Below are 13,902 nucleotides of genomic sequence, written 5' to 3' on the forward strand. Positions count from 1 at the left end.
CACCCGAGGCTGGCTCCGGGTCATCGTGCCGATCTACAAGGAGAGCACCAACGCCGCCGCGCCATCCGTCCCACTGACGGGCCCGGGGCGGATCGAACGCCGATAGCGGTTCTCGAAAACCGTTCCTCGGAGCCGCGCCGCGCCCGTCGCTTCGGTCAGGCGATCAAGCGGAGGGCGGCCTGATGGTCGGTCGGGGCGGGCCAGGTCGCGATGGCGCTCAGGGCGCCTGCCAGGGGGGCCGGCCGACCGAAATAGAAACCCTGGCCGAAGGCGCAGCCCATGCCGGCGAGAAGGTCGGCCTCGCCGGCCTGCTCGATTCCCTCGGCCACCACGGACACCGCCAGATCGTCGGCCAGCCGGAGAATCGTCTGCACGATGCCCCGGCTGGTCTGGTCGGCCAGGAGGGTGCGCACGAAGGCGCGGTCGATCTTCAGAGTCGTCACCGGCAGGGTGCTCAGATAGCTCAGCGAGGAATAGCCCGTTCCGAAATCGTCGATCGCGATCCCGAGGCCGGCGTTCCGGCACTGCGTGAGCGCGGCAGCGGCACGCTCAGGATCGTCCATCAGCATGCTCTCCGTGACCTCGATCTTGAGGCTGGAGGGGGCGATCCGGGTCCGCGCCAGGAAGTCGGCGATCATCTCGGGGAACGAGGCGCCGGCGAGGTCGCGCCCCGAGACGTTGACGGTCATGAAGAGCGGACCGTCGAGCGCGCCGGGATTGGTCTGGGCGGCGAGCAGGAGCTCGGGGAAGACCCGCCCGACTTCCTCGAAGGCATACGCGGTCAGGTCGACGATGAGACCGGACGCCTCGGCCGCCGGGATGAACTCGATGGGCGGCACCAGGCCCCGGGTCGGGTGGCGCCAGCGCATCAGGGCCTCGAACCCGGCCAGCCGCCGGGACGACAGCCGCACGATGGGCTGGAAGTACAGCTCGAACTCGCCGTTGCGCAGGCCGGCGCGGATCTCGCGCTCCAGCGACAGGGCGCCGAGGGCGGCCGCGAAGGTCTCGGACGGGGGGGCATCGGCGCCGAGGACCGGCGGCGGCGCCGTTCCCTTCATCTGCTCGAGGATGGCCACCGTCTGCCGGTAGCGCGACAGCACCACGCCCAGGCACATCCGCAGGATCGGATCGGTCTGCGCGATGCGGTGGGCGAGCTGCTCCTCCGTGATGACGACGAGTTCGCTGTCCTCCAGGGCTCGCACGGCGGCGGAGCGCGGCTGGTGATCGAGGATCGCCATCTCCCCGACGATCTCGCCGGGGCCGCGATGCGCCAGGATGAGGTCCCCCTCCGGACGCTCGAGGACGATCTCCAATCGGCCGCTCACGATGAGGTAGGCCGCATCGCCCAGGTCGCCGGCCGAGAACAGGCGCGCACCGGCCGGGAGGTGATGATGGTCCAGGGACTTCGCTTGGGAACGCGGCACGGAAGGTTCCAGGCTGGGCACAGTGATGGCCCGGGGCGAACCGTGCCGGGGGCCGGTTAAGAGCTGGCGAACGGCAACCGCTTTGTTTCACGCGCCGTCTCCTATCCTTAACGAGATCTCAGCACGGCGGCGCGAGACTGATCGCGAAGACGCCCCGCGCGGAGCCTGCACCCGATGTTCCTGTCACGACGCCTGGCCCCGGTGGGCGTGGGCCTTGCCCTGGTGCTGGCCCTCCTGGCCGTGCGGACCGTCGTTCCGGAGCCGTTCGAGCGCCTGCGGCAGGCGGCCTTCGACAGCGCCCAACGGATCAGCCCCCGCGCGACCGACGGCGCCGCGGTTCGGGTCGTCGACATCGACGAGGAGAGCCTGAAGCGGCACGGCCAGTGGCCCTGGCCGCGCCACGTGGTGGCGGACCTCGTCGCGGCCCTGCAGAACCTCGACGCCGGCGTCGTCGCCCTCGACATGGTCTTCGCCGAGCCCGACCGCACCTCGCCCGCGCTCCTGGTGCCCGACTGGGCGCGGCGCTTCGGCTTTCGCGCGGCGGAGCCCGAGACGGCCCTGCCGGACCACGATGCCGCCCTGGCGGCGGTGTTCGCCCGGGGCCGCGTCGTCGCCGGCTTCGCGCTGACGCCGGACGCGCAGGGCGAACCCGTCACGCGCAGCGCCGGCTTCGCGACGATCTCCGGCGATCCCGGCGAGACGGTCCCCAACTTCCGAGGCTCGGTCCAGAACCTGCCCGTGCTCGATGCGGCCGCCGCCGGCCACGGCAGCTTCACCATCGCGGCCGGCAGCGACGAGATCATCCGGCGCCTGCCGCTGCTCGCGACGGTGGGAAACCGCCTGGTGCCCTCCCTCGCCCTCGACGCCCTGCGGGTGCTGCAGGACGAGGAGAGCTTCAAGGTGCGGGCGGAGCGCGATGGCGCGACCCTGACCGGCTACACGATCCGCGTCGGGGCGGTCGATCTCTCCGTCGACCGCTCCGGCGCCCTGGCCCTCCACTTCCCGAAGGCCCGCTCGACGCCGACGATCGCCGCCTGGCGCCTGCTCGATCCCAATCAGCGTCCGGGCCTGCGCCCGGAGATCCAGGGCCGCGCGGTCTTCGTCGGCACCAGCGCGGTCGGCTTGTCCGACCTGCGCCCCACGCCGATGACCCCGTTCGAGCCCGGCGTGAACCTGCACGCGATGGCCCTCGATCAGGTCATCGGCGGGCAAGCGCTCAGTCGCCCGGCCTGGGCGCTGGGTGCGGAGATCGTGGCGGCGCTGGTGCTCGGCCTCGCCGCCGCCCTGGCCTGCGGTTTCGGGCGGCTCAGCAGCGCCGGGCTCGGCATGGCCTTCCTGGCGCCCGTGCCGACCTTCACCGCCCTGGCCCTGTTCGCCCGGGGCGGCCTGCTCCTCGACCCGACGCTGCCGTCCCTCGGCCTCCTCGTCGCCCATGCGGGCGGGAGCCTCGCCCGCTATGCGGGCTCGGAGCGTTCCGCCCAGCGCCTGCGCGCCGCCTTCACGCACTACCTGTCGCCGGACCTGGTGGCGGTGCTGGCCAGCGACCCCGGCCGGCTGAAGCTCGGCGGCGAGACCCGCGAGATGACGTTCCTCTTCACCGACCTCGAAGGCTTCACCGCGATGACCGAGGCCTCCGGCGCCGAGGCCCTCGTCAACCTGCTGAACGCCTATCTCGACGGCCTGTGCTCCATCGCGATGGCCCATGGCGGCACCGTCGACAAGATCGTCGGCGACGCGGTGCACGTCATGTTCAACGCGCCCCTCGACCAGCCCGACCATGCCGCGCGGGCGGTGGCCTGCGCGCTGGCCCTCGACGCCTTCGCGGAGGCGTTTCGCCAGCGGCAACGGGCCCAGGGCGTCCCCTTCGGCGCGACCCGCATCGGCATCAATACCGGACGTGCCGTGGTCGGCAATTTCGGCGGGACGCGCCGCTTCGACTACACGGCGCACGGCGATGCGATCAACGTTGCGGCGCGGCTCGAATCCGCCAACAAGGCGCTCGGCACCCGCATCTGCATCGCCCGCACCACCTGCGACCAGGTGTCCGGCGTCAGCTTCCGGCCCATCGGGACGCTGATGCTGAAGGGCAAATCCGTGGGCGTCGAGGTCTTCGAGCCGACGGGACAGGCCAGCGACGCCCTGGACGCCTATCGCGTGGCCTTCGGGCGGTTGGTCGCGGGGGACGCCGGCGCGGCCGAGGCGCTGCTGGGCCTGCACGCGGCCAACCCCGACGACCCGATCCTGGCGCTCCATGCCCGCCGCATCCGGGCGGGCGAGCGCTCCGTCAGCATGGCGGCCTGAGACGAAAGTCTCAGGGGAGGACGAGGAGCACCACCAGGGCGATGTTCGTGAGCTGGTGCAGGAACTGATCGAAGCCCATCAGCCACCAGAAGCGCGGGTCGGTCATGGGCCAGCGGGTGCGGTGGGCGACCAGGGTCTTGGCCCGGTCGATCAGTCCGTGGACCACGAAGTCGAGGAGCGCGAGCCACCACAGGCCGGGCCTGTAGAGCAGGGCGATCGCCAGGGTGCCGAGGGCATGCGTCCCGGCATGGACGGCGAGCGGCGCCGCCCAGCCCGCGACGCGCTCCTTGCCGCGGGCCATCCAGTCCGTCTGGACGACGAAGTCGATCAGGTAATGCTTGGCCGCCATCGCAACCAGGAGGGCCGCCAGGGTCGACAGGGGGACGGGCATGTCGAGGGCCTGCACCAGGGCGGTCTCCAGAGGGTCGGGCGGCGCGGGACCGCGATACCGCCCGGGCATCGCCGCAGGCTACCGGAACGGTGGGTAGAATCCCACCGCCCCGGCGCCTGCCGCAGGATTCGTCAGCGGTTCAGAGTGGGGACGAACTGCGCCTGTTCGCTGATCGTGACCGTCGCCACGGCGCGCTTGGTCCGGTCGTCCGGCCAGGGGGCGGCCGCCTCGGGTGCCCGGCCCTTGTAGACCATCGTCCCCTGACCCTTGCGCATGAGCACGCTGCCGCGCTTGGTCTTGAGCATCACCTCGCCGTCCAGCACGAGCACGCCGTAGCCGCCGTCGATGGCGCCGCCCCAGACCGTCGTCCCGCGCACCCCGAGGGTGCCGACGGCGGTCTTGATCGCGACGTTGCCGCCGGTCGGCCCTTCGATCTTGCCGCCGACGAAGAGGAAGGCGCCGCGCGCCACCGAGAGGGCGAGCTTCCCGCCCTGCGCGCCGGGCTTGTAGACGAAGTCGTCCACGGTGAGCCTGCCGTTCTCGCCGAGGGTCAGCACGGTGTCGTCGGCGAGCTTGGCCTCAAGGCGCGACTCGGCGCCGGTGCGGATCATGTCCTTGAAGAACACCGGCCCCTGGGGAGCCATGTCGCGGGCCTGGCCGGACTGGGAGGCGACGGCTTGGCGGTCGACCTTGGCGACCACGCCGACCTGCTGGGGTGCGGCGATGGCCGGCGCGACGCCGACGAGGAACAGGGCAGCGAAGGTGCCGAAGGATTTCAGGGTCACGGTCATCGTCCACGAGACAGGGGCGGGAGAGCAGGCACGTGGACGGGATAGCGAAGGTCCGCTCGGGTTGAACGATGGCAAGGCACCGGTACACGTCCCCGGGGTCTACGCCCGCGCCGTTAAGTATCGCTGAATAGCCTGCCCCCGTTGAAGCGCGTCCGACCTTCGTCTTGCGAAAACGTGCCTAGACGCTGGAGGACGGGCGAAACACGGCACAGTTGCCGGTATTGTCGAAGAGTTGTGCCCGGGTGCTCGGCCGGTTTCGATCCACGCCCACCGCGCCGCCCGACCGGAGCCGGCTCACGCGGAGGGGGGTTTAGGCGGAGGGGACTTGCGCGACACGAATGTTGTTGGTGGTGCCGGCCACCGCGAAGGGGATGCCGGCGGTGATCACGACACGGGCGTGGGGCAGGGCGAAACCTTCCTCCACCGCGTGAGCGAGCGCATTGGCCACCATCGCCTCGTAGGAATCCACCTCATCGGCGCGCAGGCTGTGCGCCCCCCAGAGCAGGCACAGCCGGCGCGAGGTCGCGAGATCCGGCGTCAGGGCCAGGATGGGCACCTGCGGCCGGCGTCGCGCGATCCGGGCCGCGGTGGTGCCGCTGAGCGTGTAGGCCACGATGGCGGCCGCCCCCACCGCGTCGGCGAGGGTCGCGGTGGCGCTGGCGACGGCGTGGGGCGGCGTCTCCTCCTCGCCCGGATCGGTGGCGGTGATCAGCGAGCGGTAGAGCTTGTGCGTCTCGGTCCGGTGGATGATGCGGGCCATCATGGTCACGGTCTCGACCGGGTACTGGCCGGTGGCGGATTCGGCCGAGAGCATCACCGCGTCCGCCCCGTCATAGATGGCGGTGGCCACGTCCGAGGCCTCGGCCCGGGTCGGCGTCGGGGCCGAGACCATGGAGTCGAGCATCTGGGTGGCGACGATCACCGGTTTGACCGCCAGCCGGCAGGCCCGGATCAGCTCCTTCTGGCGTCCGGGCACGTCCTCGTGCGGGATCTCGACCCCGAGATCGCCCCGCGCCACCATGACGGCATCGGACAGGCGGATGATGTCGTCGATGCGCTCCAGGGCCTGGGGCTTCTCGACCTTGGTCATCAGCCCGGCCCGGTCACCGATCAGGGCCCGGGCCTCAATGAGGTCGGCGGGCTTCTGGACGAAGGAGAGCGCGACCCAGTCCACCCCGAGCTCCAGCCCGAAGGCGAGGTCGGCTCGGTCCTTGGCGGTGAGCGGGGAGAGGTCGAGGAGGGTGCCGGGCAGGTTCACGCCCTTGCGGTTCGAGAGCGTTCCGCCGGTGATCACCTCGGCGGTGAGGCTGTCACCGGTCAGGCCCGTGACCCGCACGCGCACCCGTCCGTCGTCGATGAGCAGATCCTGGCCCGGGGCCACCGCCAGGAAGATCTCCCGGTGGGGCAGGGGGATGGCGTGCCGGTCGCCTTCGGCGCCCGCCAGCACGAAGCGCACCGTCTCGCCGGGCGCGACGTCGAGGCGCCCGCCCGCCAGGGTGCCGAGGCGGATCTTGGGCCCCTGCAGGTCCTGGAGGATTCCGATGGGCCGGCCGGTCTCCCGTTCCAGGGTGCGGATCGCCGCGTAGACCCGGGCATGGTCGTCCTGCGTGCCGTGACTGAAGTTGAGGCGGAAGGTGTCGACCCCGGCGACGAAGAGCCGGTGCAGCATGTCGGGTGTCGACGAGGCGGGTCCGACGGTCGCGACAATCTTGGCGTGGCGGTTGCGGCGCATGAATCCCACGGCCGCGCACGGCCGCCTCCCTGGTTCGAAGGCAGAGGATCACGCCGGGATGCGCCGTCCTGACGGTGATCCCGACGGGTGAGGCAAGCGGTGACGATGTCGGGCCGCCGGAACGTCCGGCGACCATCGGCTGAGGCGAAAATCCTAGCGCAGGGCAACGCCAGGGTAAACGCCGGACGGCCGTCCGTCTCGCCGGGCCACTCCCCGCTCGGAAGCGCGCTGCGATGCCGGACACGAATCCCGGGACGCCGACGGTCTGATCGTCACGCGCCCGATCGGTGCCGCCAAGCGCGTCGGCAACGGTACGGCGACTCCTGTCGGTCTGGGGAATCGCACGCGACCAAGCTTTCGCCGCCGCAGACGCAACTTCAGATTTGGTATTCGATTACCTGTCGTTGAATGATCCGGGAAATTTCGCCTTTCGCATCGAATGCCGTAAAAATAAAACCGTCATTGGATGTTTTCTTCGCTGCGAGGCCTACTGCGACGATGGACGTCGACAGCCTGCCATTCTCGTCGAAGCAATTCCTGCGTCTCCTCGACAGCCAGGGCATCAGCGGCACGTGGGAATGGCACTTCGCCAGCGACCAGCATGTCTGGTCCTCCGGCCTGTTCCGTATCCTCGGGCTCGATCCTCAGACGACCCGCCCAAGCTACGAGCTGTTGATCGGCCTTGTGCATCCGGAGGATCGTGGGAGGATGGCGAGCGGCTCCGGCCTCATCGGGGCCATGTCGCAGGAAAAGCAGACGATCCGCGTGATCCGTCCGGGCGGCTCGAATCACGTCCTGTCGCTTCGCAGCGAGATCCACCTGGCCCCCGACGGACGTCCCCAGGGGATTGCCGGAAGCGTCCTCGACGTGACGGAGCGGGAAAATCTGAGACGGGCCCTCGCGGCGGAGCGGCGACGCCGGCGAGCGCTGTTCGACCGCACCCGGACCCTGACCTTCTCCAACGATCCGGACTACGCCTACACCTTCACGGAAGAGGCCTACGAATTGACCGGCCTCTCACCTGAGGAGACGGCGGACGACGCGTTTCTGGCGATCGTGACCGAGGAGCGGGAACACTGGCGCGCCGTAAGCCTCGCGGCGCACCAGGCCGGGCAGGTCTACACGATGAAGCCGGTCCTCTACATCGCCGGCGGGAAGCGGGAGCGCTTCGAGATCTTCACGGTTCCGATCGTCGATGGGCGCGGCCAGGTGGTGGACTGGAGCAATCTCGCGCGGCCCCTCGGCACACGGGGAAGTCCACCCGTCGGGATGCAGCTGAAGGGGCTCGAGCAGGCGATCGCCGGACGTCACCTGCGTGCCGCCCGCGCCCTGCTGGACTGGTCCATGTCCGATTTCGCCAGGGCCGCAGGCCTCTCCCTGTCGACCGTGAAACGCATGGAGGAGCATCCGGACGGCACGGCCCAGCAATCCCGGCACAAGGCCGTGGAGACGCTGCGACGGTTCGGAATCCGGTTCTCCGTCATGGACGACGGCCTCATCGCCGTCGGGCATCGCTGAGGGCGACGGATCTCTGCGCCGCACGCGGCCGCCGGAAGATTCCGCGACGAGACGATTTCACGGCGCGACGATCGCGAGGATGGTCCCTACCGCCGAACGCGCGGTCCCGTCGCGGACCGGCGCGCATCGATGGCGCGCCGAGCGGGATCGCATGAGGCGGTCCGGTCGCTCAAGCACCGGCGGAGGATCGGTTCAACACGAAGACCCGCCCCCGATGGCCCGGGGACAGGCCTCGTACCGCGCCCGACCCTCGTCGCGCTGCATCGCGCCACTCAGAGGCTCCCGTCGCCGTGATGGCCGTCCTGGAGGCGAATGGCGATGTCGGTTCCGTCCGCGTTGAAATCCTGACGCGCGGTGGTGGGCTCGGCCGGTATGGCGGGTTTCGTCTTCGCCGCGTCCAGGGCCGTGTACTTTGCGGGGAGACGCTGCTGTCTCGTGGCCGCCGAGGCCGGTGCGGAACTCAGGGCCGCCAGGGACAGGCCGACCAATCCGAGGATAGGAATGGAATGTTTCATCGTTTCCTCCCGTCGTGTTTTACGACGGCACGAAGATCGCCCGATCCCAGGAACTGTCATCCCCCAAACTGACTAAACAACTCCAGTATTCGTACAAACCTTCGCCCTGATACATTCTATATCTACGATCATGATCCTCGATTGACCCTATCCCAACGATTGCGTGACAATATATATTTGTGAACATGCGCGGTCGGGCTGCGATCACCGTGGACGGCATGCGGAAGGGTGGCGAGCGGATGGAAGGGGTCGCCGATCAGGGCAGGCTGGAGAGCCGGGACACCAGCATCACCAGTTCGGCCTGCCGATGGGTATGGGTCTTGGTGAAGATCGAGCGGAGCTGAGTCCGCACGGTGGCGACGCGGACACCCTGGAGCCCCGCCGCTTCCGCAAGGGTCGCGCCCTGGGCCATCAGGGTGGCGAGTTTCGCTTCCGTGCGCGTCAATCCGAAGACCTGCTCCAGGGCGGCGCGGTTGAGGAGTGGCGTCGCGTCGAGGTCGATCAGGAGCAGGACCGAGTGCGGCCCGTCAGCGCCGTCGACCGGAAGCGGCACCGAACTCATGATCAGCGGGCGCTGGTCGGGGCGCTCCACCAGGATCCAGTTCTCACTGTCCAGTTGGAAGCGTGCCCGACCCTGCCCGAGCAACCGCTTGACGATCCCGCGCCCGAGCCCGTTCAGAACCTCGACCTCGACCTCGGACCGACTCAAGCAGAACAGACTCTGGAAGATGTGGTGTGCGCTGTCATTGATGGCCAGCACGTGTCCATTCGTCGAAAGCACGAGCCCGCCGTAGCCCATTCGGTCGAAGACCCGCAGGAATGGCATCCCGACAAGCATGGTCGCGACCTGCCTCTCCCTACCCGGTCCGGCGCAGCACCTGCTCTGGATAACGGTAGGCAATCTTCGCGCATGGTCAATACGCCTATGTTTGCGTCGATATTTATCGTTCTCGCGAAATCATATTCACGCGCGTGATCGAACCTCTTCAGAACGGCACGATGTGCAGACGTCTTCTCGACCGACGGGGCGCCTGCACGCGGGCGCACACGACGTTCGGGTATCGGCGGGTCCCGGGCCGGTGCCGAGATTGCGCCGAAGCGGCCGATTCGGGCGACGAGCGGATCGGGCAGAGCGGATTCGTCGACCGTTCCCCGCGATCGTTCGACCTGTGATCCACCGGTCAGGCCGGCGATGGCCGCACCGGTTCGGCGACGGCCTCGGTCAGGTGCCTCAGGGAAGCTCGCGCAGGTCCTGGCGGAAGCGGCGGCCGTTGGCGACGTAGTTTCCGGCGGTCTGCGTCAGGCGCTCCGCGCTCTCCGCGTCGAGCGTACGCACGGCCCTGGCGGGAGCGCCGACGATGAGGCTGTTGTCGGGAAACGCCTTGCCCTCGGTCACCAGCGCATTGGCACCGATCAGGCAGTTGCGACCGATGCGGGCGCCGTTCAGGATTGTGGCCCCCATGCCGACGAGGCTGCCGGCCCCGATGGTGCAGCCATGCACGATGGCCCGATGCCCGACGGTGACATCGTCTCCGAGGTGCAGGGGAAAGCCGGGATCGGCATGCAGCACCGCCCCGTCCTGGATGTTGGTGCGGTCGCCGATCCGGATCTCGTCGTTGTCGCCGCGCAGGACGGCGCCGAACCAGATCGAGACCTCGCGGCCGAGATGGACGCGCCCGATCACGTGGGCCCCCGGGGCGATCCAGGTGCTGTCCGCGTCGGCGAGTTGCGGCCGATGCGGGCCGAGGGCGTAGAGGGTCATGCGGCGTCCTCGCTCAGGTGCCGGTCCAGGCCGCGGGCCGCTTGGCCAGGAAGGCCTCGACCCCGGCCGCGAAGTCGCGGCTGCCGTAGCATTCCGCGATGAGGTCCGTCGCCTCGGCCTGCGGGTCCCGCTCCAGGCGGCGCAGCATCGCGCGGGTGACCCGCATGGTCACGGGGGCATGTCCGAGCAGGCGCTCGCAGAGCGCCGCCACCTCGGCGTCGAGACGATCGGGTTCCGCCACGGCGGCGAGGTAGCCCAGCGGCGCCAGGGACTCGGCGGTGGGCATCTCGGCCAGCAGCATCATGCGGGTGACGAGGCCCTGGCCGAGGGTCGCCGTGAGCCGGCGCAGGTTGGCCGGCGAGAGGCAGTTGCCCAGGGTCCGGGCGATGGGGACCCCGAAGCGGGCCCCGGCCTGCGCCACCCGGAGGTCGCAGGCATTGGCGATGGCGAGGCCGCCGCCCACCGCCCAGCCCTCGATCACCGCCACGGTCGGCACGCGGCAGCGCTCCAGCCCAGCGACGTAGCCCTCGATGCGGGCCTCGTAGGCGACGCCGTCCGCGCCTGTGAAGCCGACGAACTGCTCGATGTCCGTGCCGGCCACGAAGGCCTGGCCGCCGGCGCCCCGCAGCACGGCGACGCGCACGGACGGGTCCGCCTCGATGCGCGCGAGGCTTTCCGCCAGGGCGTCGTACATCGCGAAGGTGAGGGCGTTGCGGGCGGCCGGCCGGTCGAAGGTGAGGTGGGCGACGCCGCCCTCGACCCGGTAGCGGACGGCCCCCGCGTCGGTGGTCGCGTTCATGCGGCGAAGGCCCCCTCTGCGCGCAGGCGCTCGACCGCCGCCTCGGACAGGCCGAGCTCCGACAGGATCTCGTCGGCGTGCTCGCCCAGGAGCGGCGCGTGGCGGCGGACCTGGGCCGGCGTGCCCGAGAGCTTCACCGGGAAGCCGATGTTCGGCACGCTGCCCTCGATCGGATGGGGCACCTCGATGCGCATCTGGCGGTGGCGGCCGTGCTCGCTCTCGAAGGCCTCCGGATAGGTGTTCATGCGCCCGGCCGGGATGCCGGCGGCCAGCAGATCGGCCACCCACTCCTCGGCGGTCTTGGCGGCGAAACTCGTCTCCAGCTCGGCGATCAGGACCTCGCGGTGGGCGAGGCGCCCGGCGATGTCGCCGAAGCGGTCGTCGGCCAGCAGATCCTCCCGGCCGAGCACGTCGCAGAGCAGGCGCCAGAGCTTCTGGTTCGTCGCCCCCATGACGAAGTAGCCGTCCGCCGCCCGCACCGCCTGGTAGGGCGCGCTCATGCGGTTGGCCGTGCCCAGGGGCTCCGGGATCCGGCCGGTGCCCCAGTACTCGCTCGTATCCCAGATCGAGAAGGCCAGCGCCGAATCGAACAGCGACGCGTCGATGTACTGGCCCTCGCCGCTGGCCTGCCTTCCGATGTAGGCGCTGAGGATGCCGTAGACCGCGAACAGCGCGCAGCCGATATCGGCCACCGGCACGCCGGCCTTCACGGGCGGCCCGCCGGGATGGCCGGTGACGCTCATGACGCCGGACATCGCCTGGGCCATGAGGTCGTAGCCAGGGCGCTTGGCCCAGGGGCCGGTCTGCCCGAAGCCCGAGATGCTGGCGTAGATCAGGCCGCGGTTGCGCGCCCGCATCGCGTCGTAGCCGAGACCGAGGCGGGCCATCACGCCGGGGCGGTAGTTCTCGACCACGATGTCGGCGGTCTCGGCCATGTCGAGGAGGAGGTCGCGGCCCGCCGGGCTCTTCAGGTTGAGGGCGAGGCTGCGCTTGTTCCGATTCATGTTGAGGAAGCCCATGCTGTCGGGCCCCTTCATCTTGAATCCCATGGCGCCCCGGGTCTGGTCGCCGGTGCCGGGCGGCTCGATCTTGATCACGTCCGCCCCGAGATCGGCGAGCAGCATGCTGCAGACCGGCCCCGCCATTACCTGCGTCACGTCGAGGACGCGCAGGCCCGCCAGGGGCAGGGGACGGGAACTGGGGCGGGATGTGTCGTGCACGGGTTCGTCCATCGTGCTCGGCTCCTGTGTTGCTCGCGTAACCCTCCCCCTCTGCGGGGGAGGGTGGGATCCAGCGCTATTCCGCCGGGACGGCCCGTCCCAGCGGCACCGCGGGCTCCTCCACGAACGGACGCTCGGGGTGCATGGTGAAGGCGAGGCCGGCGCCGAGCAGGCAGAGGCCGACGGACCCGGCGAAGGGCAGGGTCCAGCTTCCCGTCATGTCGACGATCATCCCGAAGACGATCGGCGAGATGATCGCCGCCACCGCCGAGCCGGTGTTCATCAGGCCGGCCGCCGTGCCCGAATATTTCGGCGCGATGTCCATCGGCACCGACCAGATCGGGCCGATGACCAGCTCGGCGAAGAAGAAGCCCGAACTCAGCAGCAGCGCCACCAGGGTCAGGTCGCGGGTGAAGAACACGCCGGCGAGGCTCGCCGCCGCGCCGAGGAACCCGACCACGATGACGCTCAGGCGGGCGAGCTTGAGGTTGCCGGTCTTCTTCAGGATGCGGTCGCTGAAGACGCCGCCGAGGGTGTCGCCGACGACGCCGGCGAAGAACACGCCCGAGGCGAACAGGGCCGAGTTCTTCAGGTCGAGGCCGTAATTGAGCTTGAAGAAGCTCGGCAGCCAGCCGAGGAACAGCCACAGGGTCCAGCCGTAGCAGAAGTAGGTCAGCGTCACCGGCAGCATGCGCAGGGTCAGGCGGCTCCAGGGAATGTTCTGCTTGGCGCCGACCTTGCTCGGCGGCGGCAGGACGGCCAGTTCCTCCGGGGTGATCGCCGGATGGTCCTTCGGATCGTCGCGGAAATACAGGTACCAGACCACGACCCAGGCGAAGCTCGCCACCCCCAGGACGACGAAGCCGAGGCGCCAGCCCACATGGTAGATCAGCACGGCCACGATGGGCGGTGCCACCGCGTTGCCGAGCCGGGCGAAGGCGTGGGTGATGCCCTGCGCGAAGCCGCGCTTGCCCGGCGCCGTCCAGTTCTGCATGGCGCGGGTGGCGGTGGGGAAGGTCGCGCCCTCGCCGAAGCCCAGCAGCACGCGGGCGAGGAACAGGCTGATCAGACCGCCGACGAGGCCGGTGAGGATCGTGGCCGAAGCCCAGATCAGGCCGCAGACCAGGAGCGTGCGCCGGGCGCCGAACTTGTCGCCCACCGAGCCGCCGATGACCTGGAAGATGGCGTAGGGGTAGGCGAAGGCGGACAGGATCAGGCCGAACTGGGTGTTCGAAAGCCCGAGATCCTTCATGATCTCGCCGCCCGCCGTCGCAATGTTCACCCGGTCGAGATAGGTGACGAAGTACATCAGGCAGAGCAGAAACAGGACCATGTTCGACGCGGAGACGCGTCTCTTCGCTGGTCCTGACGCGGTCATGCGTCCTTGATCTGGCGTCATCGGGGTTTCCTCCGGTTGAACGCGTCCTCCCGCCCGGTCTGATCGCCGGG

The 13,902-nt window shown here is 69.8% G+C and carries 12 protein-coding genes; 2 read left to right on the plus strand and 10 right to left on the minus strand.

Annotation, left to right across the window (positions count from 1 at the left end; translation table 11 throughout):
- Positions 1-155 precede the first annotated feature (155 nt).
- Entirely contained in the window at positions 156-1,424 is a 1,269-nt protein-coding gene (locus ASF18_RS10800; protein ID WP_056274574.1) for an EAL domain-containing protein, read from the minus strand.
- Positions 1,425-1,598: 174 nt separating this feature from the next.
- Between ASF18_RS10800 and ASF18_RS10805 the strand changes: the two genes are divergently transcribed.
- Complete coding sequence (locus tag ASF18_RS10805) at positions 1,599-3,725, plus strand: adenylate/guanylate cyclase domain-containing protein (protein ID WP_056351457.1); 2,127 nt, start codon at positions 1,599-1,601, stop codon at positions 3,723-3,725.
- A gap of 10 nt (positions 3,726-3,735) precedes the next feature.
- Here the strand turns inward: ASF18_RS10805 and ASF18_RS10810 are convergent, their stop codons facing one another.
- The 3 genes from ASF18_RS10810 to pyk form a co-directional block, all read right to left on the minus strand.
- Entirely contained in the window at positions 3,736-4,185 is a 450-nt protein-coding gene (locus ASF18_RS10810; protein ID WP_244472660.1) for a DUF3307 domain-containing protein, read from the minus strand.
- 62 nt (positions 4,186-4,247) lie between these two features.
- The gene (locus ASF18_RS10815) at positions 4,248-4,901 is read right to left on the minus strand and encodes a FecR family protein (RefSeq protein ID WP_162239171.1); all 654 of its coding nucleotides are present in this window, start codon (positions 4,899-4,901) and stop codon (positions 4,248-4,250) included.
- 316 nt (positions 4,902-5,217) lie between these two features.
- Positions 5,218-6,639 carry a pyruvate kinase gene (gene pyk, locus ASF18_RS10820; RefSeq protein ID WP_056351459.1) on the minus strand — a complete coding sequence of 474 codons (1,422 nt, stop codon included), beginning with the start codon at positions 6,637-6,639 and terminating at the stop codon, positions 5,218-5,220.
- Between the two features lie 498 nt (positions 6,640-7,137).
- Between pyk and ASF18_RS10825 the strand changes: the two genes are divergently transcribed.
- A complete protein-coding gene (locus ASF18_RS10825; protein ID WP_056351460.1) occupies positions 7,138-8,157 on the plus strand; it encodes a PAS domain-containing protein in 1,020 nt (339 codons plus the stop codon).
- A gap of 272 nt (positions 8,158-8,429) precedes the next feature.
- Here the strand turns inward: ASF18_RS10825 and ASF18_RS10830 are convergent, their stop codons facing one another.
- From ASF18_RS10830 to ASF18_RS10855, 6 genes are all read right to left on the minus strand, one after another.
- The gene (locus tag ASF18_RS10830; RefSeq protein ID WP_156649777.1) at positions 8,430-8,672 is read right to left on the minus strand and encodes a hypothetical protein; all 243 of its coding nucleotides are present in this window, start codon (positions 8,670-8,672) and stop codon (positions 8,430-8,432) included.
- 256 nt (positions 8,673-8,928) lie between these two features.
- Positions 8,929-9,510 (minus strand): helix-turn-helix transcriptional regulator, encoded by a 582-nt coding sequence (locus ASF18_RS10835; RefSeq protein ID WP_056351465.1) that lies wholly within the window; start codon positions 9,508-9,510, stop codon positions 8,929-8,931.
- Between the two features lie 393 nt (positions 9,511-9,903).
- On the minus strand, positions 9,904-10,434 hold the full coding sequence (locus ASF18_RS10840) for a gamma carbonic anhydrase family protein (RefSeq protein WP_056351468.1): 531 nt from the start codon (positions 10,432-10,434) through the stop codon (positions 9,904-9,906).
- 13 nt (positions 10,435-10,447) lie between these two features.
- Complete coding sequence (locus tag ASF18_RS10845; protein ID WP_056351471.1) at positions 10,448-11,233, minus strand: enoyl-CoA hydratase; 786 nt, start codon at positions 11,231-11,233, stop codon at positions 10,448-10,450.
- Positions 11,230-12,465 carry a CoA transferase gene (locus ASF18_RS10850; RefSeq protein WP_056351474.1) on the minus strand — a complete coding sequence of 412 codons (1,236 nt, stop codon included), beginning with the start codon at positions 12,463-12,465 and terminating at the stop codon, positions 11,230-11,232. Before ASF18_RS10850 ends, ASF18_RS10845 begins: the two co-directional genes overlap by 4 nt.
- Before the next feature lie 64 nt (positions 12,466-12,529).
- Positions 12,530-13,831 (minus strand): MFS transporter, encoded by a 1,302-nt coding sequence (locus ASF18_RS10855; RefSeq protein WP_056213782.1) that lies wholly within the window; start codon positions 13,829-13,831, stop codon positions 12,530-12,532.
- Positions 13,832-13,902: the final 71 nt, after the last annotated feature.

Origin of the sequence: Methylobacterium sp. Leaf89 (assembly GCF_001422215.1) — a bacterium.
GTDB lineage: Bacteria > Pseudomonadota > Alphaproteobacteria > Rhizobiales > Beijerinckiaceae > Methylobacterium.